At 32.7% G+C, this 26953-nt stretch carries 25 protein-coding genes and 3 pseudogenes; 15 read left to right on the top strand and 13 right to left on the bottom strand.

From position 1 onward, the window contains the following. The 3 genes and pseudogenes from ACIQ0M_RS12430 to ACIQ0M_RS12420 all read left to right on the top strand — a co-directional run. Positions 1 to 101: pseudogene (locus tag ACIQ0M_RS12430) on the top strand (IS1595 family transposase); the annotation flags it as partial. A gap of 111 nt (positions 102 to 212) precedes the next feature. Beyond that, positions 213 to 647, top strand: a pseudogene (locus ACIQ0M_RS12425) (DUF1287 domain-containing protein); the annotation flags it as partial. A gap of 68 nt (positions 648 to 715) precedes the next feature. Beyond that, a complete protein-coding gene (locus ACIQ0M_RS12420; protein WP_396152707.1) occupies positions 716 to 790 on the top strand; it encodes a hypothetical protein in 75 nt (24 codons plus the stop codon). A 76-nt stretch (positions 791 to 866) separates the two neighbouring features. Here ACIQ0M_RS12420 and murC read toward each other — a convergent pair whose 3' ends face one another. The 7 genes from murC to hpt form a co-directional block, all read right to left on the bottom strand. After that, positions 867 to 2222, bottom strand: coding sequence for a UDP-N-acetylmuramate--L-alanine ligase (gene murC / locus ACIQ0M_RS12415; RefSeq protein ID WP_396152703.1), 1356 nt, complete (start codon positions 2220 to 2222; stop codon positions 867 to 869). Between the two features lie 51 nt (positions 2223 to 2273). After that, positions 2274 to 2918 (bottom strand): tetratricopeptide repeat protein, encoded by a 645-nt coding sequence (locus ACIQ0M_RS12410; protein ID WP_396152701.1) that lies wholly within the window; start codon positions 2916 to 2918, stop codon positions 2274 to 2276. A 166-nt stretch (positions 2919 to 3084) separates the two neighbouring features. After that, a complete protein-coding gene (locus ACIQ0M_RS12405; RefSeq protein ID WP_396152699.1) occupies positions 3085 to 5232 on the bottom strand; it encodes a S46 family peptidase in 2148 nt (715 codons plus the stop codon). A gap of 167 nt (positions 5233 to 5399) precedes the next feature. After that, positions 5400 to 6404 (bottom strand): GTPase ObgE, encoded by a 1005-nt coding sequence (gene obgE, locus ACIQ0M_RS12400; RefSeq protein ID WP_396152696.1) that lies wholly within the window; start codon positions 6402 to 6404, stop codon positions 5400 to 5402. Between the two features lie 88 nt (positions 6405 to 6492). Further along, on the bottom strand, positions 6493 to 7716 hold the full coding sequence (locus ACIQ0M_RS12395; RefSeq protein ID WP_396152705.1) for a hemolysin family protein: 1224 nt from the start codon (positions 7714 to 7716) through the stop codon (positions 6493 to 6495). A gap of 169 nt (positions 7717 to 7885) precedes the next feature. After that, on the bottom strand, positions 7886 to 8461 hold the full coding sequence (locus ACIQ0M_RS12390) for an adenylate kinase (protein ID WP_396152694.1): 576 nt from the start codon (positions 8459 to 8461) through the stop codon (positions 7886 to 7888). A gap of 55 nt (positions 8462 to 8516) precedes the next feature. Beyond that, entirely contained in the window at positions 8517 to 9047 is a 531-nt protein-coding gene (gene hpt / locus ACIQ0M_RS12385) for a hypoxanthine phosphoribosyltransferase (protein WP_396152692.1), read from the bottom strand. A 94-nt stretch (positions 9048 to 9141) separates the two neighbouring features. Between hpt and ACIQ0M_RS12380 the strand changes: the two genes are divergently transcribed. After that, positions 9142 to 9687: a hypothetical protein gene (locus ACIQ0M_RS12380; RefSeq protein WP_396152690.1), complete on the top strand. Its 546-nt coding sequence runs from the start codon at positions 9142 to 9144 to the stop codon at positions 9685 to 9687. 2 nt (positions 9688 to 9689) lie between these two features. Here ACIQ0M_RS12380 and ACIQ0M_RS12375 read toward each other — a convergent pair whose 3' ends face one another. Continuing rightward, the gene (locus tag ACIQ0M_RS12375; RefSeq protein WP_396152688.1) at positions 9690 to 11462 is read right to left on the bottom strand and encodes a hypothetical protein; all 1773 of its coding nucleotides are present in this window, start codon (positions 11460 to 11462) and stop codon (positions 9690 to 9692) included. A gap of 345 nt (positions 11463 to 11807) precedes the next feature. On the opposite strand from ACIQ0M_RS12375, the gene ACIQ0M_RS12370 reads away from it, so the two are divergent. From ACIQ0M_RS12370 to ACIQ0M_RS12340, 7 genes and pseudogenes are all read left to right on the top strand, one after another. Further along, positions 11808 to 12965, top strand: a complete 1158-nt coding sequence (locus tag ACIQ0M_RS12370; protein ID WP_396152686.1) for a 5-(carboxyamino)imidazole ribonucleotide synthase — start codon at positions 11808 to 11810, stop codon at positions 12963 to 12965. 55 nt (positions 12966 to 13020) lie between these two features. Further along, positions 13021 to 13506 carry a 5-(carboxyamino)imidazole ribonucleotide mutase gene (gene purE, locus ACIQ0M_RS12365; RefSeq protein ID WP_396152684.1) on the top strand — a complete coding sequence of 162 codons (486 nt, stop codon included), beginning with the start codon at positions 13021 to 13023 and terminating at the stop codon, positions 13504 to 13506. Positions 13507 to 13522: 16 nt separating this feature from the next. Beyond that, on the top strand, positions 13523 to 13756 hold the full coding sequence (locus tag ACIQ0M_RS12360) for a hypothetical protein (protein ID WP_396152682.1): 234 nt from the start codon (positions 13523 to 13525) through the stop codon (positions 13754 to 13756). After that, complete coding sequence (locus ACIQ0M_RS12355) at positions 13757 to 14044, top strand: type II toxin-antitoxin system RelE/ParE family toxin (protein WP_396152680.1); 288 nt, start codon at positions 13757 to 13759, stop codon at positions 14042 to 14044. 35 nt (positions 14045 to 14079) lie between these two features. After that, the gene (locus tag ACIQ0M_RS12350) at positions 14080 to 16107 is read left to right on the top strand and encodes a M3 family metallopeptidase (protein ID WP_396152678.1); all 2028 of its coding nucleotides are present in this window, start codon (positions 14080 to 14082) and stop codon (positions 16105 to 16107) included. 82 nt (positions 16108 to 16189) lie between these two features. Then, positions 16190 to 17013 (top strand): annotated as a pseudogene (locus ACIQ0M_RS12345) (KilA-N domain-containing protein). A 75-nt stretch (positions 17014 to 17088) separates the two neighbouring features. Continuing rightward, entirely contained in the window at positions 17089 to 18744 is a 1656-nt protein-coding gene (locus ACIQ0M_RS12340; RefSeq protein ID WP_396152676.1) for an SWIM zinc finger domain-containing protein, read from the top strand. Positions 18745 to 18934: 190 nt separating this feature from the next. Here ACIQ0M_RS12340 and ACIQ0M_RS12335 read toward each other — a convergent pair whose 3' ends face one another. After that, positions 18935 to 20050 (bottom strand): ATP-binding protein, encoded by a 1116-nt coding sequence (locus tag ACIQ0M_RS12335; protein WP_396152674.1) that lies wholly within the window; start codon positions 20048 to 20050, stop codon positions 18935 to 18937. A gap of 190 nt (positions 20051 to 20240) precedes the next feature. Here ACIQ0M_RS12335 and ACIQ0M_RS12330 point away from each other — a divergent pair, with 190 nt between their 5' ends. From ACIQ0M_RS12330 to ACIQ0M_RS12315, 4 genes are read left to right on the top strand one after another with little or no spacing between them, the layout of a single operon-like run. Continuing rightward, the gene (locus ACIQ0M_RS12330; protein ID WP_396152672.1) at positions 20241 to 20744 is read left to right on the top strand and encodes a GbsR/MarR family transcriptional regulator; all 504 of its coding nucleotides are present in this window, start codon (positions 20241 to 20243) and stop codon (positions 20742 to 20744) included. A 54-nt stretch (positions 20745 to 20798) separates the two neighbouring features. Beyond that, positions 20799 to 21713, top strand: coding sequence for a TIGR01777 family oxidoreductase (locus ACIQ0M_RS12325; RefSeq protein ID WP_396152669.1), 915 nt, complete (start codon positions 20799 to 20801; stop codon positions 21711 to 21713). Then, entirely contained in the window at positions 21710 to 22057 is a 348-nt protein-coding gene (locus tag ACIQ0M_RS12320; protein WP_396152667.1) for a hypothetical protein, read from the top strand. Before ACIQ0M_RS12325 ends, ACIQ0M_RS12320 begins: the two co-directional genes overlap by 4 nt. A 10-nt stretch (positions 22058 to 22067) precedes the next feature. Then, the gene (locus tag ACIQ0M_RS12315; protein ID WP_396152665.1) at positions 22068 to 22454 is read left to right on the top strand and encodes a hypothetical protein; all 387 of its coding nucleotides are present in this window, start codon (positions 22068 to 22070) and stop codon (positions 22452 to 22454) included. Between the two features lie 31 nt (positions 22455 to 22485). Here ACIQ0M_RS12315 and ACIQ0M_RS12310 read toward each other — a convergent pair whose 3' ends face one another. The 4 genes from ACIQ0M_RS12310 to ACIQ0M_RS12295 all read right to left on the bottom strand — a co-directional run bounded on the left by ACIQ0M_RS12310 (position 22486) and on the right by ACIQ0M_RS12295 (position 26708). Further along, on the bottom strand, positions 22486 to 23256 hold the full coding sequence (locus ACIQ0M_RS12310; RefSeq protein WP_396152663.1) for a hypothetical protein: 771 nt from the start codon (positions 23254 to 23256) through the stop codon (positions 22486 to 22488). A gap of 108 nt (positions 23257 to 23364) precedes the next feature. Further along, positions 23365 to 23676, bottom strand: a complete 312-nt coding sequence (locus ACIQ0M_RS12305; protein ID WP_396152661.1) for a T9SS type A sorting domain-containing protein — start codon at positions 23674 to 23676, stop codon at positions 23365 to 23367. Beyond that, a complete protein-coding gene (locus ACIQ0M_RS12300; RefSeq protein WP_396152659.1) occupies positions 23673 to 25730 on the bottom strand; it encodes a CotH kinase family protein in 2058 nt (685 codons plus the stop codon). Before ACIQ0M_RS12300 ends, ACIQ0M_RS12305 begins: the two co-directional genes overlap by 4 nt. Before the next feature lie 6 nt (positions 25731 to 25736). Next, positions 25737 to 26708, bottom strand: a complete 972-nt coding sequence (locus tag ACIQ0M_RS12295; RefSeq protein ID WP_396152657.1) for a lamin tail domain-containing protein — start codon at positions 26706 to 26708, stop codon at positions 25737 to 25739. Between the last annotated feature and the right edge of the window lie 245 nt (positions 26709 to 26953).

Below are 26953 nucleotides of genomic sequence, written 5' to 3'. Positions count from 1 at the left end.
TACAATTATACCTAAATGAGTTCGTTTACAAGCTTAATAGACGGTATTTTGAAGAAAAATTATTCGACAGGCTAGTGATAGCAAGCATTACAGGGTTATGACTAATAACGGACAATCAAAATTTTTTTCTAAAAAATGCTTCTTTGCAAAAAGAGGCATTTTTTTTGTAGTAAATTGAAAGTGCATTTCGTTATCAATTAAATTTAATTTGTATGAAACTCTTTCTATCCATTTTCCTTTTTCTTCTTTTACCAATAAATCAACAATCATTTTCTTTAAAATTGTCAAATGCTGCTTTAGAACTTACAAAAGATAAAGTTACTTATGACCCAAGTTATGTGAAGTTGAAATACCCAAACGGAGATGTGGCAAAAGACAAAGGCGTTTGCACGGATGTGATTATCCGTGCTTATCGAAAATTAGGAATCGATTTGCAAAAAGAAGTACATGAAGATTTGAAAGCCAATTTCTACAAATATCCAAACTTAAAAAAGTGGGGATTAAAAAAGCCGGATACTAATATCGATCACCGCAGAGTTCCCAATTTAGAAGTATTTTTTGAACGAAAAGGAGAAAAATTAGCTGTAACTCAAAACCCATCAGATTACAAAACCGGTGATTTAGTAACTTGGATGATTGGCGACAAACTGCCACACATTGGCATTGTTACGCACAAAAAATCAGCCGATGGCAAACGTAATTTAATTTGCACAATGTGGGTAGCGGACAGGTATTGGAAGATTGTTTGTTTAGCTGGAGGATTGTGGGGCATTTTCGGTATGGTGGATAATGGGGCAATATGCCAATTAGTCAATATGTCACTTAATATTGCTAATTAATTCATCATTGCCAAATTGGCTAATTGTCTAATTGACTAATTCCTTCACCTCCTCAAAATTCAACCCACCATAATTTCCTGAACTCATCAATAACAAAGCAGAATCATCCAAACTTTTTGAAAATAAAAAATCTTTAAACTCGGTTGGATTGGTATAAATAATTAAATCATTTCGTTTGAAAGATTGTGCAATTTGGTCATACGTTACTTCTTCCAATTGTTTGATTTTTACTGCGTCTGGCGAATAAAACACAACCGCAACATCGGCAGCATCCAAAGCTCCTTCATATTCTTTTAGAAATGCGGCATTCAAACTGCTGTAAGTATGCAATTCTAAACAAGCTACTAATTTTCTATCCGGATATTGATTTTTAACGGCTTTTGTAGTAGCAGCAACTTTACTGGGCGAATGAGCGAAATCTTTGTAAGCTACTTTTCCTCTTCCTTCGGCTATTTTTTCTAAACGCTTGGATGCTCCTTTAAAACTGGCAATGGCTTCGTAAAAATCGGCTTCATCGACTCCCATATTTTGACAAATCCATTTGGCTCCGGCAAGATTGTTCAAATTGTGAGCCCCGAATACTTCAATAGGCATTGGCCCTTCGGGCGTATCGAGATAAGTAGTTCCATTTTCAACAGAATAACTTGGTGTTTGATAGGGCAATCTTCGGATAGTATTAGTCGTTTCTTCGGCTACTTTTTTTACCGTTTCATCTTCATCATTGTACACCAAAATGCCACCTTTGGTAATTTGATTGACAAAAATTTCAAATTGTTCTACATAATTTTCAAAGGTTGGAAACACATTAATATGATCCCAAGCGATACCTGAAAGTAAAGCAATATTGGGTTGATACAAATGAAATTTGGGTCGTCTATCAATTGGAGAGGATAAATATTCATCGCCTTCCAAAACGATAAAATCATTTTTCTCGGTGAGATGCACCATCGTATCAAAACCTTCCAATTGTGCTCCTACCATATAATCGACTTCGATGTTATGATAATGCATGACGTGCAAAATCATCGAAGTAATAGTTGTTTTCCCATGTGAACCACCAATTACAACACGGGTTTTATTTTTGGATTGTTCGTATAAAAATTCAGGATAGGAATAAATTTTCAAACCCAATTCTTTTGCTTTCAACAATTCAGGATTATCGGCTTTGGCGTGCATTCCGAGAATAATTGCTTCAATATCTGATGTGATTTTTTCAGGGAACCATCCCATCTCATCAGGCAACAATCCGAATTTTGCTAAACGTGATTTGGAAGGTTCAAAAATGGCATCGTCACTTCCGGTAACTTGGTATCCTTTGTGATGTAAAGCAAGTGCTAAATTGTGCATGGCGGCTCCGCCGATGGCGATAAAGTGGATTCTCATTTTTATGGTAATGGGTTATTGGTAATGGGTAATTGGTCACTTAACAACAAATTATTTACTTTCAAATTTCTTTTTTAATTCTTCCGCTTTTTGGGGTTGCTTCATTTTGTTTTTATACAAATTATACAACCTATGAAATGTTGATTTAGAATTCCCGATTTCATGGGCTTTTTTAAAATATACCTCTGCTTTTGCATATCGTTTAAAGTATTCATCAATATGTCCTTTGGCTAAAAAACCATCCACTTTTGACAAATTCATCAATTCATCGGCATACTTTTGGGCTTTCGTTTCGCTACCTCCCACAATTCCGGGTAATTCTATGTAAAACATTACCAACGCCCATCGGGAATCGATGTGTTTTTCATCTAATTTAGCCGCAGTTAAAAACGATTGTTCAACTTCATCAATCATTCCTAAGGCTTTAAATTTATTGGATTCTTTGGCTTTCATTCCTAACGCACCACCATATTTGTAATGATAATTTGCATTTTTAGGAAATTGGATTTTTATTTTTTTGTAAAATAAAATTGCTTCATCCCAATTTTTTTCTTTTCCGGCAATATCTCCCAAATATTCTAATGTTTTAGTATGATTAGGATTTGACTTTAAGTGATTTTCAAACAAAACTTTAGCTTCCAAAAATTTTTCTTTTTGGAATAATTGTTCGGCTTTTTCAAAATCGGAATTCGCCATCAGTTGAAAGGATAGGAATAAAAAAAATAGTCTAAAAGTAGTCATGCTTTTTATTTGAATTCAAAAATAAGGAAATGAAATTACTATTTAAATTATTTTAGAAATCTTTACCATAAAAAAATCTGCTCCATCACTGAAGCAGATTTTTTATAGAATTAATAAAAACTTATTTTACGATAGTTAATTCGTCAATTAAATGTTTCGCACCGGCATATTTATCAATGATGAATAACACAAAGCGAATATCAACATTAATCGTTCTTTGCAAATCTTTGTCAAAAATAACGTCTCCCGCCATCGCTTCGATGTTTCCGTCAAACGCTAATCCGATTAATTCTCCTTTTCCATTCAATACCGGAGAACCAGAATTTCCACCTGTAATGTCATTATCTGTTAAGAAGTTAACCGGCATATAACCTGCTTTATCGGCATATTGACCAAAATCTTTTTTGTTATACAAATCAATCAAAGGTTGTGATAAATCAAATTCAGGATCGCCTGCTTTGTGTTTTTTCACCATTCCTTCTAAGGTTGTATAGTTATTGATTTTTGCATCATTTCTTTTGTCTGCCGGCAATGAACGAACTTTCCCGTATGTTAGACGTAAAGTAGAGTTAGCATCCGGATATAAAATCGGACTTAATTTTGATTCTCTCAAACCAGCCACTAATTTTCTGAAACCAATTTGGTACTTTTCTTCAGCCGCTTTTAACTCGTCTGACTTTTTATTGTAATGGTCTAACAAATCAGAAGACAATTTGTACAATGGATCATTTTTAATCAACTCTTCATTTGGCAACTCTAAAAAGGCCATTAAACGTTCTTTTGACGAGAAGATACTTAAATCGATAGCATTGGCTGCATAACTTTCAAAATTGGTGTTTTCCTTGACCAAGGCTTCAACACTTGGAGCAAGTGTGTAACCTTTCGCTTTACTAGCATATAAACCTAATTGTCCAGCTAACACATCTTTTTCTGCTGGAATGTACATACTTTCAAATGTTCCTTCAATCATTTCAACTAAACGAGGTTTCATTTGAGTTCTCTCATTGGCTTGAGCTTTGGCATAATTTGTCAACTGATTACCCAAACGAGCCGGTGTAACACCAAAGGCAGAACCTCTCAAAAATGACATTAAATAGTTATCATGCTTCGATTTTTCGTTTGTTAAAGCATAATACGCATTGATGTCTTTGATTACATTTCCATATTGTTCTTTATTGCCTTTTTTATTGGCCCAAGCGTCAAACTTTTTCTCTACTTTTCGTTTTGAATCAGCTGTTTTGAATTGAGAAAGAGCATCAATCATTCCCTGTCTATTCTTCCAATAATTGGCAATTTGTGCATATTTTGAAGCATATTGTAAACGTACAGCATCATCTTTATCCATGTGCGTTTTCATTTTATCCATCGACATTTTTGAACCTTCAACCCAAGCAGGATAAGCATATTTTACGTTTTGCTCAATTCCCTCTGCAGGCATCCAACGGTTGGTACGACCAGGATAACCTAAAATCATAGCATAATCATTTTCCTGTACACCTTTTAAACTGATTGGTAAATGGTGTTTTGGTTTTAAAGGCACATTATTTTCAGAATATTCTGCTGGAGCTCCGTTAGCATCTGCATACACTCTAAATAGTGAAAAGTCTCCAGTATGACGAGGCCATTCCCAGTTGTCTGTATCACCACCAAATTTCCCAATACTTTCAGTTGGTGTTCCTACTAAACGTACATCTTTATAATCTTCATAAACAAAATAGTAGTATTCATTTCCTTGAAAGAACGAACGAACAGAAACGGTATATTTTCCACCACCATCGTTTTCTTTTTGAATTTTAGCAATTTCTTTGTTGATAGCGGCTTCACGTTCTGCTTCTGTCATTTTATCATTTACCAAACTCAAAATTCTTTTAGACACATCGTCCATACGTACGAAGAATCGAACGAATAAACTTTTTGGTTTTAATTCTGCTTTTCGGTTTTGAGCCCAAAATCCGTCACGTAAGTAGTTGCTCTCCGGTGAAGACAATTCAGCAATCGCATCATAACCACAGTGGTGATTAGTTAACACTAAACCATCTTTGGAAATCATTTCTGCTGTACAACCCCCATTGAATTGCACGATTGCATCTTTTAAACTGGAATTGTTAACGCTATAAATTTCTTCAGCTGTTAATTGCAATCCCATTTTTTGCATATCACGTTGGTTTAGACGCTGAATATGCATTAAAAACCACATTCCTTCGTTAGCAAAAACTGTTGCCGGAGCCAATGCAATTAATGCTACAAAACTTAAAATAATTTTTTTCATTTTTTGATTCATTTTTACTGTTTGCGAATATACTTTTTTTTGGGTTTTCACAGTTGATTTTAGACTTAAAAACTACATCGTTATCGTGTTTTTTAACTTATTTTTTAGAATTCCATAAAAAAAGCATCCGATTAGGGATGCTTTTGTAAGAAATATATAATTTTTACTTATTCTTCGTTTAACATTTTCCACAACATATCTTTCAACTCTTGCAAACCTTGTTGGGCAACAGACGAAATAAAATGATATTTCACTCCTTTGAACTCTTTTTTCATTTGTTTTTCAAGTTCCGATTTCAATTCTTCATCCAGCATATCGCATTTAGAAATTACTAAAATGCGGTCTTTATCTAACATTTCCGGATTATAACGACGAAGTTCATCCAACAAAATTTCGTATTCTTTTTTGATATCAGCTGTATCTGCCGGAACTAAAAACAATAAAATTGAATTCCGCTCAATATGACGCAAAAAGTAATGCCCTAATCCTTTCCCCTCTGCAGCACCTTCAATAATTCCGGGAATATCGGCCATTACAAACGATTGAAAATCTCGATAAGCCACAATTCCTAAATTCGGTTTTAAAGTGGTAAACGGATAATCCGCAATTTTGGGTTTAGCTGAAGTCATGACTGAAAGTAAAGTTGATTTTCCTGCATTTGGGAAACCTACTAAACCAACATCGGCTAATACTTTTAATTCTAACGTTACATCTACCTCTTCTACTGGCATTCCGGGTTGTGCGTAACGTGGCGTTTGGTTAGTTGAGGAACGAAAATGCCAATTCCCAAGACCACCTTTACCCCCTTTTGCAAGGATTTTTACTTCATCGTGTTCAGTGATTTCAAACAAAACCTCACCTGTTTCTTGGTCTTTTACAACAGTTCCTAATGGCACTTCTACAAATTTATCTTCGCCATCATGACCCGTACTTCTTGAACTTCCACCATCTCCTCCGTGACCTGCTCTAATATGTTTAATAAATTTTAAATGAAAAAGCGTCCAAAGACTTTTGTTTCCTTTTATATAAACGTGACCACCACGACCTCCATCGCCACCATCAGGACCACCTTTTTCAATGAATTTTTCACGGTGTAGATGCGAAGAACCCTTCCCTCCTTTTCCGGATGAAACATATATTTTTACGTAGTCTACAAAATTTCCCTCTGTCATAGTTTTGTTTTCTGTTGTCGGTTGTCAGTTATCTGAGAATAAGTTAAATCAACTGTTTACTAATGACTGCCAACTGATAACTATTTTTTTATTCTTTTAAGTTTTTGATTAGGATTTTATCAATTTTAACGCCATCCATATCAATCACTTCAAATTCGAGTTTGTTCCAAATTAATTTTTGACCTTGTTTAGGAATGTTTCCTAATTCGGTGATAATAAATCCGCTAACGGTAGTAACATCATAATCGTTAATATGCTCATCCATATCAAAGTAGGTCAAAAAGTCATGAAGAGAATAATGTCCGTCAACTAACCAACTTCCATCTTCACGGGCTACTAATTGAAATTCTTCATCATAAAAATCGGAAGCATCACCAACTAACGCTTCTAAAATATCATTAAGAGTTATAATTCCTTGAAAAACACCATGTTCATCAACTATCAGGGCGTAATGAACTCTTGATTTTTTAAACACTTCTAACGCTTTATAGGCGGAAGTATGTTCAATAAAATACACCGGCTCTTTCAGCATTGATTTTAACTCAAAAATCCCTTTTTCAAAATTCAGGAATAATTCTTTTAGAGAAACGATTCCAATAATTTCATCTAAATTTTCATGACAAACCGGATAAAAGGAATGTAAATCATTCAAAACTTTATTTTTCAACTCTTCAGGTGAATCATCTAAAGATAGATAATCAACTGATTTTCGGTGCGTCATGAGTGAATTTACTTTTCTATCGCCAATATGGAAAACACGTTCCACAATGTCTTGCTCGATTTCCTGAACTTCACCCACTTCTGTACCTTCTTTGATAATTGCTTTAATTTCCTCTTCCGTTACTTTTCCGTCAGCGGTAGGTTTAATTCTGAATAAATCTAAAATAAATTCGGTAGAAATAGTCAAAAGCCAAATGAACGGGGCCGTAATTTTTGAAACAATTTTCATCGGAACAGCTACTGCTTTAGCAATTGTCTCAGGGTAATTTAAACCAATTCTTTTTGGAACCAATTCACCTAAAACCAATGAAAAGAAGGTTAAAACAACCACTACAATTCCAACTGCAATTGAATTGGCATAAGGTTGCAGAACTTCAAATCCTGCTACAAAATCTTGAACATCCGTCGTAATTTTGTCCCCTGAATAAATACCCGTTAAAATACCGATTAAGGTAATTCCGATTTGAACGGTTGACAAGAATTTGTTGGGAGAATTAGCTAAATCCAATGCTACTTTTGCAGCAGGATTGCCTTTTTTAGCGGCAGTTTCCAAACGACTTTTTCTAGCTGAAATAAGTGCAATTTCAGACATCGAAAAAACACCATTCAATACAATTAAAAATAAAATTATTAAAATTTCCATATGTATTTTTTAGCAAAAAAAGAGCAACAGTTCCGACAATCCGGATGAAGCTCCTTTTAATTTTGCAAATATCTAAAAAAAACAGCACTATTTAGCCATTTTTTTTGATAAATAAGATTTATTTCAAGTTATCGAATACCAAATTTAAACGTTCTGTTACTTCTGCTATGGTTCCAATTCCGTTCACACCATGAAATTTTCCTTGATTTTTGTAGTATTCCATCAAAGGAGCTGTTTTTTCGTTGTATTCTTGGTAACGGTTTCTAATTTTTTCTTCGTCTTGGTCGTCGGGACGTCCTGATGTTTTTCCTCTTTCTAATAAACGTTTCACCAAAATCTCATCATCAGCTTCCAAGGCAACTGTAGCTGTAATTTCTTGATTTTTAGAGGCTAAAAAAGCATCTAATGCTTCTGCTTGAGCAATTGTTCTTGGAAATCCATCAAACAAAAAACCGGCAGAATCTGGATTTTTATCCACTTCACTTTGAAGCATCTGAATGGTCACTTCATCCGGAACTAAATCGCCTTTGTCCATGAACGTTTTGGCTAATTTGCCTAAATCAGTATCATTTTTAATATTGAAACGAAAAATATCACCCGTTGATAAATGCGTTAAATTGTATTTTTCTTTTAAAAATTCAGCTTGTGTGCCTTTTCCTGCACCTGGTTTTCCGAAAAGAACGATGTTAATCATTTTTATTTAGATTGTTGGATTATTAGATTTCTGGATAGTTAGATTTAGTTAGATTTTATTCTGCAAGTTGATAAACATCCGGTAAATTTCTTCCTAAACCATCGTAGTCAAGTCCATAGCCTACGATGAATTTATTTGGAATTCGAATACCTACGTAATCAATCTTGATATCTTTTTTATATGCGTCAGGTTTTAAAAATAAAGTGGCAATTTTAAGGTGTTTTACATTTTTCCCTTTAAAAATTGCTTTCAATTCTTCAATGGTGTTTCCGGTATCAATAATGTCTTCAACAATTACAACTGTTCGACCTTCCAAATTTTCATTTAAACCAATCAATTGTTTCACTTGATTAGTAGTTTGTGTGCCTTCATAAGAGGATAGTTTCACAAAACTCACTTCGCACATACCACGATACTCTTTCAATAAATCAGACAAAACCATGAAAGCTCCGTTCAAAACACCAACAAAAACAGGAACTTCATCAAAAAAATCATCGTCCATTTGTTTGGCTAAATTTTTAATAGCAAAATTCAATTCTTCTGAAGAAATAAACGGCACAAATGTTTTGTCGTGAAGGTGTATCATGTTCTGATTTTTAATAAAGTGCAAATTTAAGGAAGTCTAAAGTTTTAAGAAGTACGAATTCAGACATTTTTTGTAAAATTGGTATATTTACCGAATGAATTCAAAACTATATCAAAAAATTGAAGCCGGCACAGCTCATGTAAAAAGCAGAGTTACGATTAGTAATTTAGCGATGAAGAGTGATGAAAATTTGCAGGAACTCATTGAAATAGCTTTTGACATTCATCATGAATTGCATGTCAAAGCCTTTTGGAGTTTGGATTTAGTAGGTGAAAAAAAGTTGAAATTACTGATTCCTTATTTAGATGCTTTTTGTGAAGTTTTACCTAAAATTAAAAATGATTCCTCATTGCGACCTGCCACTCGTATAGCGATGTTTTTAGCGAAAAGTAACCATCGTAAAAATGGCATAAAATTATCTCAAGAACAAGAACATATTTTGATTGAAGCCTTGATTGACCGATTGATTCAGGATGAAAAAGTAGCCTCTAAAGCGTATGCTATGAAAGCCTTATTCGTTTTAGGAAAAAAATACGATTGGATTTATGAGGAATTGAAGCCAATCCTAAGTCAGGATTATTCAAATCATTCTGCCGGATATAAAGCGGCGGCAAGGAATATTTTGAAAAGAATGAAATAAGTTTATATAATTATTTCTAATGGATTATTGATATCTATTAAATCAATAAAATTTATTTCATTTTTATTATAACTAGATAAACTAGACAATTTAAGATCTTGAAATAAAAAATAGTCATCTATTGAAAAAAATTTATCCTTATCAACATCTACAGGATGATTTATAAAAAAATCCATTAGCCCATTTAATATAAATGTTAAATAATATCTTAAATGAGATGTCAATACTGTCAAATCTTCTTTTAAAGCTGCATTATGAACAATTTCATTTCTGACTCTATAAATTCTTGTCAAATTCCATTCTAAATTTTTTTGATGTTTTTCTAAAGTATCTTTCATTTTTTTACCATCAATCAATAAATTTCTATAATATTGAGCTCTGAATACAATTAGAGGAGATATACTTTTATTAATCAACAAATCATAACTTTCTTCACTTTTTAAATAATCTAAATTTTCATTATATAGTGGTAATATATGTTGTTGATTTAATTTTCTTATATCTCGATGAAACTCTTTAATGTTTCTTTTCAAATAAATTAATGAATGACATCTTTTAAAGTAATCTTTTAGCCTTCCAACAGTGTAAGAATCTGCCTCAAAAGTTGAAAAAACATATTCTAAACCAATCCAATAATTCAAAAATTTGTTAATTATTTCGTCAGATTCCCCACCCATTCTCAAATATCGTATTCCAGAATTTATTTTATTAATTGTTTCTTTATTTATATTTAAAGTCTGTAAAGTGGCAAACCTATTAAGATATTCATTATATAATTTTCTATTATCTTTATAATAACCATCAATTTGATATGAAGTAGGAAATGTGCTGGCCTTATTTGGTCTTTTAGAACCAATTATAAAACATTCTTTAGTCAAATAAATAGTTCTATTGCTATGTCCTAAATATATAACATCAAGCATAATTAAAACTTTACTTCTAGCTTTATTCAAAGCTTGATAATAATCTTTAGTTTTTATCTTTAATGAAAATAATAAATGTTGTTGGTTTTTTTCAATAAAATCGTCAATCAAACCATCAGTTTTAACTGATAAATTGAATATCTTACTTTTATCTAGAATCATAGCTTTGTCTGATAATTGTCTTATTTTAATATTATCAGATTTTGTTGTATCTAATCCAAAAACAACTTCAAATTCTTCTTCTTCTCGATCTTTCAAAGATTTAATTATTTCAAATCTTTCATCAAATGAAATATCATCTAAACCTGAAAATATTGCTGATAAAAATCTCGATAAATAAAATTTTGAATATCCAATTGATATTAATTCGGTATATAAAAACTCTATTTTCTTGCTAAATTGAAACAATACATCATAGGTAATATTTTCATTTTCTCTATTCTGAAGGATAGTATTAAAATTTTGCTCGAAAAGAACATCAATATAATTTTCATTGTCTTTGATAATTAGATTTCCTGAGTATATTATTTTTGAAAACTCTTTTTTTTCAAAATTTTTAGGATCAATCAAATCAATAAAATAATTAATATTTATAGTTGAGGAAGACAAATAATGTTCTTTAGACAAAATCATAAAAGCTTCACCGAATAAACTTTTAGCATAATCAGTATTTTTCAACTTATTGTCTTTTAAATCTTCACAAACTTGAACAAGCTCTTTAATAACTGTTAAAGGATTGTTTATTCTTAGTCTATTAGTATCTATAGTTTCTCTATGTAAAAGCTCCATAGATTTCTCCACAAAAAACATCTCAATTTTATTTAACAAAATCTTTGGTACTACTTTTATCATAATTTATTATATTTGCATATAGTTTTATCAAAGATAATTATTATTCAACAATACTAAAAGGAACTTCAGATGTTTCCCTCTTAATTTGAAAGAATTAATGTTTATGTCTAGGTTCCTAGGAAATAAAGCAACTTTAATTAGTTGCTTTTTTTATTTTATGAATACTAAACTCTCACAACATACTACTTAAAAAAATCTGCTAAAGAAATTTATCCTATTTTTAAGCCAATATTATAAATCATTCTGCCGGATATAAAGCGGCGGCGAGGAATATTTTGAAAAGAATGAAATAAGTTTTCAATCCATTAATTGTTACTTATCTTTGCAAAACAACAACACAACACCATGAATTATTTTTCTTCCGATTTTAAATTAGGAATTTTAGGCGGGGGCCAACTCGGTAAAATGCTTTTAGCTGAAACCCGAAAATTTGACATCCAAACCTATGCGTTAGACCCAAGCAAAGATGCACCTTGCCAATATGGAACTCATTATTTTGAAGTTGGAAATTTACTCGATTTTGACACCGTTTATCAATTTGGCAAAAAAGTAGATGTACTGACTATCGAAATTGAAAATGTCAATTTAGATGCCTTAGATCAATTGGAAGCAGAAGGCAAAAAAGTATTTCCCTCGCCAAAAACATTGCGAAACATCCAAAGCAAAATCACACAAAAAAATATTTATTTGAGTAATCAAATCCCAACAGTCAATGCCAAAACTTTTGAAAATAAAAGTGAATTAGTGGCCGAAATTTTAAAGGGAACTCTAACGTATCCGTGTGTTTGGAAACAAGATCGATTTGGGTATGATGGATATGGCGTAAAAATTCTGAAATCGGAAAAAGACATCACTGACTTACCAGAAACGCCCTGTCTAATTGAGGATATGATTCCGTTTAAAAATGAATTGGCAGTTATTGTTGTTCGCTCCGTTTCAGGAGAAGTGAAAACCTATCCGGTGGTGGAAATGGAATTTCATCCCGAAGCCAATCAAGTGGAATACGTGATTTGTCCGGCTCGAATTGATGAAAAAGTGGCTCAAAAAGCTCAAGAAATAGCATTGAAAGTTTCAGAAGTTTTCAATCATGTGGGATTATTGGCCGTGGAAATGTTCCAAACCGAAAATGATGAAATTTTAGTGAATGAAGTCGCTCCACGACCACATAATTCAGGACATTACAGCATTGAAGCCAGTTATACTTCGCAATTTGAAAATCATTTACGTGCCATTTTAGAATTACCTTTAGGAAATACGGCTAGTAAAGTTGCCGGAATTATGGTAAATTTGGTGGGTGAAGAAGGTTTTTCCGGACCTGTGGTTTATGAAAATATTGAAAAAATCATGGCGATTGATGGTGTAACACCTCATCTTTATGGTAAAAGAGAAACCCGACCTTTCCGTAAAATGGGACATGTGACGATTGTGAATGAAGATATGACGGAAGCCAGAAAAGTGGCGGAAGAAGTGAAGAATAGTATAAGAGTGATCAGTCATAGTTAGCAGTTTTAATAACAAAATCAACTTGAAACCTTAAACCTGAAACAAAAACAAAAAAATGAGCAAAGTAGCCATCATAATGGGAAGTATATCCGACATGCCGGTCATGCAGGAAGCCATCGACATTTTAAAAGGATTTGATATAGAAACCGAAGTGGATATAGTTTCAGCACACCGAACACCTGAAAAATTGTTTGAGTTTAGTAAAAATGCTCACACTCGCGGCATTTCGGTGATTATTGCAGGAGCCGGTGGAGCGGCACACTTGCCGGGAATGGTCGCTTCGATGTCGCCGTTGCCTGTCATTGGCGTTCCAGTGAAATCGAGTAATTCCATTGACGGTTGGGATTCCGTTTTATCAATTTTGCAAATGCCGGTAGGTGTTCCAGTGGCGACAGTAGCATTGAACGGAGCCAAAAATGCAGGAATTTTAGCTGCACAAATTATCGGAAGTCACGATAAATGTGTGTTGGATAAAATAGTTTTTTATAAAGAAGGTTTGAAAGACGCGGTTTTAAAAGCTTCGGAAGGATTGAAAAAATAATTATCTTTGATAAAAAATGAATATGGATATTAAAACTTCAAAAATAGAACTGGCAAAGGTTATTTTAGACCTTGAAAATCCTGTATTGATTGAAGAAATTATTCATTTAATTCAATCAAAATCTACTTTAACCGAAAAACAAAAATTGGCTATTGATGAAGCACTTATTTCGCTTGAAAAGAATGAAGGAATTTCTCATAATATGGTGATGGAAGAAACTAAAAATCGCTACTCAAAATATTTTAAATAGATGATCGTTATTTGGTCTCCGCAAGCCAAAAAAGATTATTGGCAAAATATTGATTATTTGGAAGCGGAATGGTCATTTCAAGTAACGCTTAATTTTATTGAAAAAGTAGAGAAAACTATTCATTTATTGACAAAAAATAATGTAGATTTTATTTCAACTAATTACAAAAATGTAAACAAAGTTGTCATTACAAAACATATCACACTTTATTACAAAATCAATTCCAATCAGTTAGAATTACTTCGTTTTTGGAATACGCACCAAGATTTAGAAAATTTTAAATTATAAAAATAGGAGTGAAATTATCATTCCATTTAATATACATGAAAACACTTACCCAAAATTTCGAAACCAAACACAACACCGCACCTTTTTCGCAAATACAATTAGCCGATTACAAACCGGCTTTTGAAGCTACAATTGCAAAAGCAAGAGCTGAGATTGATAGTATTGTAAATAATCCTGATGCTCCTTCTTTTGAAAACACGATTGAAGCATTAGATTTTTCCGGTGAAGCGTTAGACCGATTATCTTCTATTTTCTTTAATTTGAATTCGGCTGAAACCTGTGATGAAATGCAGAAAATTGCTCAGGAAGTTTCACCTTTGTTGACGGAATTCAGCAATGATATTGCCTTGAATGAAGATTTGTTTAAACGTGTAAAAGCCGTTTATGATCAAAAAGATAAATTGAATCTGACTACTGAACAAGCCACTTTATTAGATAAAAAATTCAAAGGTTTTTCACGAAACGGTGCGTTACTTTCGGAAGAAGATAAATTAAAATTACGTGAAATTGACACCGAATTAGCCAAATTAAAATTGACGTATGGCGAAAATGTGTTGGCCGAAACCAACAACTATCAATTACACATTACCAACGAAGCAGATTTAAAAGGTTTGCCTGATGGTTCTAAGGAAATGGCGGCAAGTTTAGCCAAATCGAAAGGATTAGAAGGTTGGGTTTTCACCTTAGATTTTCCGAGCTATTTGCCGTTTGTAACGTATGTTGACAACCGCGAATTGCGAAAAGAAATTGCCATTGCAGCCGGAAAAAAAGCATTCCAAAATAATGAATTTGATAACAAAGAGAATGTCAAACGCATTGTAGAATTACGTCATAAACGAGCAAATTTATTGGGTTATGAATCGCATTCGCATTTTGTATTGGAAGAACGAATGGCTCAACATCCGGAAAAAGTGAAATCGTTTTTGAACGATTTGTTGGAAAAAGCCAAACCGGCTGCTCACAAAGAATTTGCAGAATTGACTGCTTTTGCAAGAGAATTAGACGGAATTGAACAATTGGAAAAATGGGATGGAGCCTATTATTCTGAAAAATTGAAACAAAAGTTATTCAGTTTGGATGATGAATTGTTGAAACCGTATTTTAAATTGGAAAATGTGTTGAACGGAGCGTTTACCATTGCAGAAAAATTATTCGGAATTAGATTTAAAGAAGTTTTTGATATTGATACATACCACGAAGATGTGCAAACATTTGAAGTGTTAGATTTTCAAGATGAATTTGTAGCCGTTTTCTACGCTGATTTTTTCCCAAGAAAAGGAAAACGTAACGGAGCTTGGATGACTTCTTTTAAACCACAATACATTAAAAATGGTGTGAACGAAAGACCGCACGTTTCGATTGTATGCAATTTTACGCCACCAACTGAAACGAAACCTTCGCTCCTCACCTTTAATGAAGTGACAACTTTGTTTCACGAATTTGGTCACGCGTTGCATGGAATGCTAGCGAATACAACCTATCCGAGTTTGTCCGGCACATCGGTGTATTGGGATTTTGTGGAATTGCCAAGTCAAGTGATGGAAAACTGGTGCTACGAACCGGAAGCGTTGGCTTTGTTTGCGAAGCATTATTTAACCGTCGAAGTGATTCCGCAGCAGTATGTAGAAAAAATCAAGGAAAGTGCAAGTTTCTTGGAAGGAATGGCTACTTTACGTCAGTTGAGTTTTGGGCTTTTAGACATGGCGTATCACGGAAAATCACAAACCATTGACAATGTAAAAGCATTTGAAAAAGCGGCTTTTGAAGGCACTTCTTTGTATCCGGACGTGGAAGAAAATTGCATGAGTACGTCGTTTTCACATATTTTTCAAGGTGGTTATTCGTCGGGATATTACAGTTATAAATGGGCGGAGGTTTTGGACGCCGATGCGTTTGCCTATTTTCAGGAAAAAGGCATTTTTAATCACGAAGTAGCGACGAAATTTAAAGATAACGTGCTTTCAAAAGGCGGAACAGAATTGCCGATGGAATTGTATAAAAAATTCAGAGGTCAGGAACCGAAAGTAGAAGCGTTGTTGAAGAGGGCGGGACTTACCTCCTAAACCGCCACGACGGGAATTTCTTAGCGTTGTCTGAAAATCGCCAAAAATTTCTATTTTTGAAATAATTTTAAAAGTAAAGTATATGCCAAAAAGTAAAAAAATAAATGTACAAGGTGTTGAAATTGTTTTTTATGAAGAGAATAAGAACGATTATATTTCGCTGACAGATATTGCTCGACACAGAGACAGCGAAAGAAGTGATTACATTTTGCAAAACTGGATGCGAAATAGAAGTGCAATAGAATTTAATGGTCTTTGGGAAAAATTTAATAATCCAAATTTTAATTCCATCGAATTCGATGGAATTAAAAACAATGCCGGATTAAATAGTTTTTCATTAACACCCAAAAGATGGATAGACGCAACGAACGCAATCGGAATTGTTTCAAAAACAGGCAGATATGGTGGAACTTTTGCTCATAAAGATATTGCATTTGAATTTGCTTCTTGGTTAAGTGCAGAATTCAAATTTTATCTTATCAAAGAATTTCAACGTTTAAAAGACGATGAAAATGACCGATTAAAATTGGAATGGAATTTTCAGCGAACTTTAGCGAAAGTGAATTATCATATTCATACGGATGCAATTAAAGCGAATTTGATTCCGTTGGAGTTAGACAAAACAAAATAAATTTTATTTATGCCAACGAAGCCGATTTATTGAATGTGGCACTTTTTGGTAAAACTGCCAAACAATGGCGTGATGAAAATCCTGAAGCAGAAGGCAACATTAGAGATCAAGCAACAATTGAACAATTGGTTGTTTTATCCAATTTAGAAAGTTTAAACTCGGTTTTTATTCACAAAGGGCAAACGCAAGCGGAACGATTGGTTCAATTGAATGCGATTGCGATAACGCAAATGAAAGCGTTGTTGAGTAGGCAAGTGAAAAGTTTGGAAAAATAAAAGTTTAGAGGTCAGGAACCGAAGGTTGAGGCTTTGTTGAAGAAATCTGGATTGATGTAAATTAAAATAAATAAGATGAATATATCTACTTTCATTTCTGAAAATAAAGCCAAGTTAAAACTAACAAAAAAACTCAACGTAAGAGATTTAGACGAGTTAGAGAAAAATACTTTTGTTGCTTATGTTGATGAAGGCAAAAACAGTTTTGACGTTCAAATAGTATTAGATAATAAAAAAAATATAAAAAACTCTCAATGTGATTGTGAACAAGGTGGAATTTGTATTCACATTGTTGCATTAGCAGTATTTATTTCAAACCCAAAGACTGAAAAAACTGTTATTAAAAAACCCCTCAAAAGAAAACTTTCAGAAACAGATATTCTCCTAGAAACCGTTGATAATGAAAGATTACGAATTTGGGTTTCAGAATTGATATCTAAAAACAAGGAGATTGCATTCTTGTTCAAAAACACTTTTGATAAAAAAAATATAGTTTTAGATAAAGAGTTTATTAAAAATACCATCAAAGAATGTATTTCGTCAGTTGTAGGAAAGAGAAAAACAATTGAAACCAATGAAGTAAAAAAAATAGTTGATGCTTTAAACATATCTTTTCAACCGCTTTATGATCATATTTATATTTCACCTATCACAAGTTCTAAATATAAACTGATTTCAATTTTGACTACTTTGATGGAAGAAATACATTATGATTATTATATTTCGAGTATAAAGATTACCCGATTGGAGGAATCTATTTATGATAACCTGCTGAAATCTCATTTTGGTATTAAAGATTTTGAAGTGTGGAAAGAATGTACCTCTTTTTATTTTTCTTTACTTTTTAATAAAAAAATCATGTTAAAAGATTTTAATTTCTGTAAAAAAATATATGATTTTTCAGAGACAAATGAAATTCAGAGACAGATGATTGCCAATTTCATTGAAAAAAACATTAACGAAATATACGCTCAAAACAAATTAGATTATTTTACGTTTAATATTGATTTTGAACAATTTTTTTTCAAAGTTTATGTCGATAATAATTTGTTTAAAATTCATTATTTAAAATTTAGACCAAGGAAATACCAAAATGAATACAATCTTGATTTAATAAAAGAATTGTATAAAATAAATCAATTTGAGCTGGTAGAAAAATATTGTAGCGAACAAATCAACGGAAATGTCAATGGAAAATATGATATGCCGTATGTTGAAATTTTGGTTGATTTGTATAAAACTACAAAGGAAAATAAAAAGTTAGCCAATCTTTTGTCTATTTATGGAAAATACATTTTTGAAATAGAAACTTATCTTTTTATTAAAGAAAATTGTCCTCATGACCACTACAAAAAATACCACAATGTTGTTCTAGTAAATGCGAGAAACAGTTATCAAAACGGAGATAGTAAAGCTTTTGAGTTTTATTATGAAGTTAAAAAATTAAACGGAAAAAGTGCTGATATTATAGAGATGCTTCGCAATTGCAGACATTTTTATTTTATTGAAAAGTATAAAGAAATTGCAATAAAAATAGATGAGATAAAATTTATTCAAATTGTTTTAAATGCTTCACTTCGCTATAATGAAAGTTCTGAAAAAATTGAATCAGTCGCCAATTTTATATGTAATTATGTAGATAAAAATAAGTTAAAATTTTATTTACGCAACATTCCGTACTACTCACAAAATAAAATCTTCCACCTTATTGAAAAAAATCTTGAAAAATAAATACTTTCAAATACAAGAACTTATATTATTTAAATGGAAAATGATAAATTTTTGTGAAAGCACTTATTCTTCTACCAGCACTTCCCCGCGTTAAGGATTGAAGTGGAAAGCCCACAGAGAGGAGGCACGACGAACGAGGACTTGTAACGAAAAGCCTGACCCGTAGCTTGCGGAGGGGAACGCCCAAAACTTATTTCAAAAACTCCCTGAAATTATCTTGATTCACCACCATAAAACTCGGATTGTAGGCTTCTATAAACGATTTTGGTAATTTTGCTTTTTTGGTGCTTGCCCATTTGAATTCAAACGCACTAACGGCATCGGCATTGGTTTCGATATAATCGACTTCTTGCTGGGTAGTGGTTCGCCAAAAATAAGGTTTGGCAAGGCTTTGTGAATAAGACAAAAACTTCATTCGTTCGGCCATCATAAAATTTTCCCACAACGCACCTTTGTCTTGACGGAGAGCCAATGCATTGAAATTTCCGATGACCATATTTCGCACACCCGTGTCGTAAAAATAGATTTTTTTGTTGGCTTTTATCTCGTTCCGAATGTTTTTGGAGAAACTGTTTAATCGAAACACAACAAAACTTTTTTCCAATAAATCAATATAAGTATTGACCGTGTTTTTATCTACTCCAACGAGTTGTGCAATTTCATTATAGCTTACTTCGCTCCCAATTTGCAAAGCCAAAGCTTGAAGAATTTTATCCAAAACATCAGATTTTCGAATGCCGGCCAAAGCTAAGATGTCTTTATACAAATAACTTGAAACCAAGTTTTTCAAAATTTCATATTCGTTGCCAAAATTATTGATGACATCGGGATACATGCCATATAATATGCGTAATTCCAGTTGTTGATGTGCTTTTACATAACCAACATTTTGCTCGAATTCGTTCCAAGAAACGGGAAAAAGTTGGTATTCAAACTTTCTGCCTGTTAAGGGTTCTTGCGTTATGTTATTGATATCAAAAGCAGATGAACCCGATACAATCACTTGAACATCTTTAATTTGGTCAACCATGATTTTCAGTTTCAGTCCAATGTTGGGTATGCGTTGAGCTTCGTCAATAAAAACGTATTTATAATTTCCGATGATACTCCGCAACTGTTCTGTGTTTGCATTTGAAAGCAATTCACTCACGGAATGGTCATCACCATCTAAAAAAAGATAGGCTTTATCGGCTAATAACGCATTGATTAAAGTGGTTTTACCAACTTGCCTTGGCCCAATAAGCACAATTGCTTTGCCTTTATGCAATTTATTGATTACGATATTGGTTAAATCCCTATTTATCATGGCTTTGCTTTTTTTACAAAAGTACAAAAATAATTCTATTCACCAAATTTATATATTATTTGGTGATTATATTCACCAAATTTATATATTTTTTAGTGAATGTATTCACCAATATTATGCTTTTTTAAAAATTCAACACAAACTTTCATTTTTTTTTGAAAGTTTAAAAACTTTTACATAACTTTGTCTCATGGAATTCAAAGAAGCAAAAAATAAATTCGTTCAAACCTGGGGAGCTTTAGGTTCGCAATGGGGAATTAACAAGACCATGGCTCAGATTCATGCGTTGTTGATGGTTTCGCACGAGCCGATTTCGATGGAAGACATTATGGAGGAATTGCAAATTTCTCGTGGAAATGCTTCAATGAATTTAAGAGCATTAATGGATTGGGGAATTGTGTATAAAGAATACAAAGCCGGCGAACGCAAAGAGTTTTTTACTGCCGAAAAAGATTTAGATGAATTAGCCGTAAAAATTTCAAGAGAACGCAGCAAACGTGAAATTAAACCTGCTTTGAAAGTCTTGAAAGAAGTTTCAGCTATTGAATCTGACGGAACCGCTGCTGAAAAACATTTTGTAGATCAAACCACTAAATTGTATGATTTTGTGTTAAAAGCCGATAATGTTTTGGATAAAATTACAGAATACAAAGACAATTGGTTGGCCAAATTGGTGGTGAAAATCATGAAGTAAATTTTTTTAACAACAACTTTCATTTTTTTCTGAAAGTTTAAAATAATAGATAAGATGGGAAAATTAGTCATAGCAGCAGGAACAGGATTCTTAGGAAACGTTTTAGTAAATCATTTCAAAAACAAATTTGATGAAATTATAATTCTCACCCGTGGAGAAACTAAAATTTCAGATACAATTAAATATGTGAATTGGGATGCCAAAAGATTATCTGGTTGGGAAAATGAATTAGAAAATACGGATGTCTTAATCAATCTTACAGGAAAATCTGTTGATTGTCGATATACTGTACATAATAAAAAAGAAATTTTAAATTCTAGAATTGACAGTACAAAAATTCTAAATCAAGCAGTTTTACTATGTAAAAAACCACCATTACATTGGTTAAATTCATCAACTTCTACAATTTACAGACATTCGATAGATAAAGAAATGGATGAATATTCAGGAGAAATTGGCGATGATTTTTCAATGAATGTAGCCAAATCTTGGGAAAAGTCATTCTTCGAAATTGAAACACCAAGAACACTAAAAACAGCACTTAGAACATCTATTGTTTTAGGAAAAAAAGGTGGAGCATTTCTTCCTTTGAAAAATTTGATAATGTTTGGATTTGGTGGAACACAAGGGAGTGGAAATCAATTTATAAGTTGGATTCATGAGAAAGATTTTGCTAGAGCAGTTGAATTTATAATTAATGAAAAACTTACTGGAATCATCAATATCGTCTCACCAAAACCTATTAAGAATCGTGATTTTATGAAGACACTTCAAAAAAGTTTAAAGGTTGTAATTGGAATTCCGGTTGGTGAAAGACTTTTAAAATTAGAAGCTATAATGATTGGAACAGAATCTGAATTGGTTTTAAAAAGCAGGAATGTTATTCCGAAAAGACTAAACGAAAACGGCTTTAATTTTGAATATGGAGATTTAAATAAAGCTTTTGATAATTTAATTAAAAAGTTATGAACCTCAACATCCTCTCCTACTTCATTTACCTTACCATCACCGCCATTATCATTGTTGTGGTGGGACAAATTTTGTGCAAAAACGGAAATGTGTTTGTCTCACAATTAGTTCCCAACCATGAAGATTTATGCAAAAAAGTGAATAAAAATTTATTGTTAGTCTATTATTTACTGAATCTTGGTTACTGTGCCATTACGATATTAAGTTGGGAGAAAATCGAAACAATTAATCAATTGATTGGCATAATTACCTATAAAACTTCCGTCATCCTTTTTATCATTGGAATTCTACATTACTTCAACATTTATATGATTACCAACTACCTTAAAAAATTAATCAATTAATCTTTACATCATGGAAACTACAAAAACACTCCTTGCTTACTGCATCTATCTTCCGATAGCCATTGCTCTCACCATTTATGTTTCAAAAACATTGTTCAAAAACAGTTTGGTCTACATGACCGATATTTTTAAAGGCCGAGAAGAAATTGCCAAGGCCACCAATAAATTATTCGAAACCGGATTCTATTTGCTCAACATTGGGTTTGCCTTATTAATTATGGAAATGTATTTATACACCGATTCCTATCAAGTTATGATTGAAGAATTGAGTAGCAAAATTGGTGGATTTTCAATTTATCTAGGAATAATGCTTTTCATCAATTTGTATTTATTTTTCAGAGGAAAAAGAAAAGCGAGTCAACCAAAAGTGGAGGAACGAATTGTTTTTAGAGGTTAGACTAGTAAACCTGACAGGTTTTTGAAACCTGTCAGGTATTAACCAATACCATCCACCACAAAATCGGCACGCTTTCCAACCAAAAAGAAGTGTAATACTTATCTCTTTTAAAGGTAGTAAATACGATAAAAAGTGCCGTTATAATGGCTATTACAAAAGTTGATATTTCAATTTTTTCTTTAAAAAATTCCAGTACGATAAACGGTAACAGAATAAGAATTCCAAACCATTTCGTCTTCAAAATTCCGAATCGTTGTGGAAGGGTTTTCAACGTTTCATTATCCGTTTGACTGTCTAAAATTTCAAACGGGATCATCAAACTGATAACGATTAAAAACCGCTGAAGCAAAATGATTTTTTCATTGTTTGATAAAGAAACTTGTTGAAAAATCGGTGCATAAACTGTAATTGCCGTCACACAAAAGCTGACTAAAAACAACTTCCAAAAACCAAATTTTCGCAAAAAGGGATAAAGTGCAACCAATAATCCTATTTTGATAAAAAAGATTTGAGTTTCACTTTTCAATTGCAGAAAAAAGAATATTACAGCAATAATAGAAAGAAAAGTCAATCCTATTACATAATGATTTTTTTTGAAATCGTAATTTCCTTTTTGAAAGGCTTCAAAATATTTTAAAAAATTATACCCAACGATTGTTCCGAAAAAAATAATGCATTCAAGATTTCTATTTCCTGTAAGTTCAAGCGAAACTTCAGTCACATGAAGCAATGCAAAAATAGCAAATGCAACATGCAAAGAGGATTGAATATAGAAATCGAATATAATTTTAAAAAATTTCAAAAAATGAGATGCTTATTTTTCTGCAAGAAACAGCTTTTTACTGAAAATGCCATAAAAAAAGAGCTTGCCTAAACAAACTCCTTTTCTATTTTTAATATTTTTATTGTTTTAACGTTTCACAATTTTCTTGGTTTCCGATTTTCCATCAGAATTCAATTGCAACAAATAAATGCCACTTTGCAAATCGCTTATGTTGATTTGTTGATTTTCGATACTTCCTGATTTGATGACTTTTCCATCAATGGTGATTAACTGATATACCATTTCTCCTTGCTGATGCATTACATTTAAAACTTCGTTTGCAGGGTTTGGATAAACAATAAATCTCGAATTGTTTTGTTCTACAATTCCTAAAGGCATCTCAACTCCTTTTGCACTAAAATTATTAAACGTCACTCGATTGCCATTATCAACGGTCATATTGCTACCATAAAAACGAATTCTAATCCTGAAATTACCATTGTTGTCGCTCCTTCAATTCCTGAAAAATCGGTTTCAAACAATTGATATTCCGTTGTTAATGGAAGATTTGAATTAGTCAATCCCGTAGTTATCCATGAAGTTCCATCGATAGAATAATCAAGTAACATTCCTTCTGCGGCACTTTCATCTTTCGCTGCAAATCCAAATACAATATCCTCATATCCTAGCGTTGAAAAACTAAAAACTAGTGTATTCTCTAAACCTTCATTTTGAAAAGGTTGCTTAATTTGCAATCCTCGCATATTCGCCGATGCAAAAGGCAAATCGTTATTAGCTTCAGGAATATAATTGATATCCGTCGGACTGTTTCTTCTTTCCATAGAACCTTTTCTCCAATTAGGATGTGTGTTGTCAAAAGGATAACCCACCAAACAAGATTCATAACTTAAAACACCTTCTGTGCCAACTTCAAAAGTTGAATTGATGCTGGTTAAAGGTGTATCATTGGCAATGTTTCCATCCATCACCCAAAAAAAAATTGGCTCTTGAGTTGATGGTTCTTGGGTAGGCACAAAATTTGCCGTCACTGAAAAATCTCCGATTGGTGTATACGTAATTTGTGCCTCTGTACTATCCACATCACCACTCCAATGACTAAAGGTGTAACCTTCCAAAGGAATAGCTGTTAACGTTACTGGGATATTGTGGAAGTAAATTCCTGACCAAGGATATGGATTTGCTGAAACGCCCGGAGTATCAGAATTAATATCAATTGTATTTATTTTTACAAATCCATTTGTATCATCATTTACATTTAATGTTGCTGTTACATTTGATGAAATCCCAAATTTTGTTCTGATGTGTTCGCGTTGGAAATCAGGTCGTTCTGATGCGAATGTTTCAATAACATTCTGACTTTCTAACCACCAACTGAAGGAATAAGGTGCTGCCCATCTATCAATTTGTTCACCAATTTCAGGTTGAATAACCGAAGCAAACTGATTGGATAACGCAATTACTCTTTCTGGTAAGAAAAAAGTATTCATCATATCCGCAAATCGATTAATAAAATTCAATTTAAAGTCTTCATTTTCAAGCAATCTTCTTAAAATCAAAGTTGACCATTCCGGATTTGGCCATTCTGTTCCGCCAGTGGCCGTAGCAAATTCAAGTGTATTATGATCATTAATATCATACATTAAACTAAATCCGGCATCAGTATCTTTAATAACAGTTCTCCAACGACCGTCGTTTCCATAAGGAGCATTGGGATTAAAGGTGGTGTTCTTTCTCCAGAACAAAGTATTCCATCCTGGCCAATCTGTATTTTGAATAAAAATATTAGTAATGAAATAATCTCTAAAATTATTTACATCCATTTGTGTTTCTATATAGTTAAAATTTGAATCGTTGGTAAGAGAATTATTTTCAAAAAAGGAATACATCGCTTCAAAATGGTCTTCAGTACCTTCATCCACTTGATAACCATCTGCAATAATTTCTAAATCTTCTTCTACAATTCCATACTTTCTTTCAAAATAATGACGGTCTAAACGCTCTCTAATATTTAACATTCCCCAATACTCTCCGTTTAAAAAGACTACTGATGGCTGATAAGCTTGGTTATCTAATCCCGTCTTTTCAATTAATTCATGCGTAAAAGCATCTTTATAATACGTATTAAAAAAATCATTACCTGAATTTCGTAATACTAAGCGTTTATAGCTATTATAGTTTTCATTGGGAAAAATTGGATAATTAAATGTACCGGCACCAAGTTCAGGACGAGCATATAATCGTAAAGATTTATTTTGAAAAGCTCGAGAACCACCGCCATTGATTCGGATTCCAACTTGTTGGTTCAAAACTTCATTTCCGTTAACAAAATAATTGAAGTGACCAACTCGTTCGGATTCGTCTCCTGAACGATCATAGTTAGACTCTGAATAATATAGAGGTTCTACATCAGGATTCTGTATTCTCCAATTGTCATAATCTACCCCAGCAACATAAATACCGTCATAATAATCAAAAAACTTATTTTCATCCAAGCTTAATTATATTACCGGAATCGAAAAACGTTCGGTTCCTTGTGGTGAAACAAAATAACTCTGAGTAACAATGTTACTAGTTAATGCTCCTGTTTTATAGGCTCTTGCACGCACAACCGTACCTTTAAAAATAGTATAATCAGGGATATAATAGGAAGGATCTGAGTCAAAAGTTGAAGAAATAGTTGATATATCATTAGGCTCGTTGGTTCTATCAACAATCGTAATCGGGTTATCATATTGATTGGACTGAAAACTTTTTGTTAAAAAAGTAGTTGAGGGTTGAGCACCAAGTTCATATGGATATTCATTCTTATATTGATAAGTAGTTCCTGTTAAATTATCGATATTAGGATCAGAACCGTCTGTTGTATAAATAATTGTTACAGCAGGATCCGGATGACTAATCGTTAAATTAAAACTCTCTGTATAAAAACCTCCGCTTACCGAAAAAGTTGGGGGTGCTAACACATCGGTGTAGCCTGTAGAGGTATTATTAGAAGCTCCCGGAGTTGGTTCAGGAAAATAAACAAATACAGTAGAGCCGTCAGTTTGTCTTCCATAAGTAAAGTTTTGAGGGACTAAAACAGCAGGATAACTGTCTTCAATTTCGCCATTGGGTTTGGTGAGTGTAATCACTTCTCCGCCTGAACTTATTTTAAAATTGGTATGAAGGGGTAAATTGATATCGGTTCTGTTTTTTGAAGAACACCACACCAACAAATGTTCGCCCGGCTCAATCCAATAAGCAGGAAAAACCCACTGATAAGGGTTTGAAGATAAATCGGTTAATCCATAGCCCTCTAAATTGATAGCTTCTGTTCCCGTGTTATACAATTCTACCCAATCTTCATAACTATCATCTTCATCGGTTATCACTGTTGTGTTGGAAGTAATAACTTCGTTAATCAAAACATTTTGAGCACTTAACGGAAAATAGACTAAGAGTAAAAATAGGATACAAGTAATTTTTTTCATAATTTGGAGACAATAAATATTTTGCAAATTTAGACAAGAAATTAACTTTACAGTAACATTTTCGTCATACTACATTCAAAAATCGGTAAACGACAGAAATTATTTATTTATTGAATCCAAATCATTAATGTCCGATAAAAACTAAAATCGGACTTTTTTATTTCTTATTAAATTGAAAATCAGTTTTTTATATTTTAATTTTATCTGCTTTAAAAAAGTAGGCTTTAAAAAAAGGACAATTGCTC

Source organism: Flavobacterium sp. (assembly GCF_044339515.1).
In the GTDB taxonomy this organism is placed as follows: domain Bacteria; phylum Bacteroidota; class Bacteroidia; order Flavobacteriales; family Flavobacteriaceae; genus Flavobacterium.
This window is presented reverse-complemented; position numbering and strand designations above follow the sequence as displayed.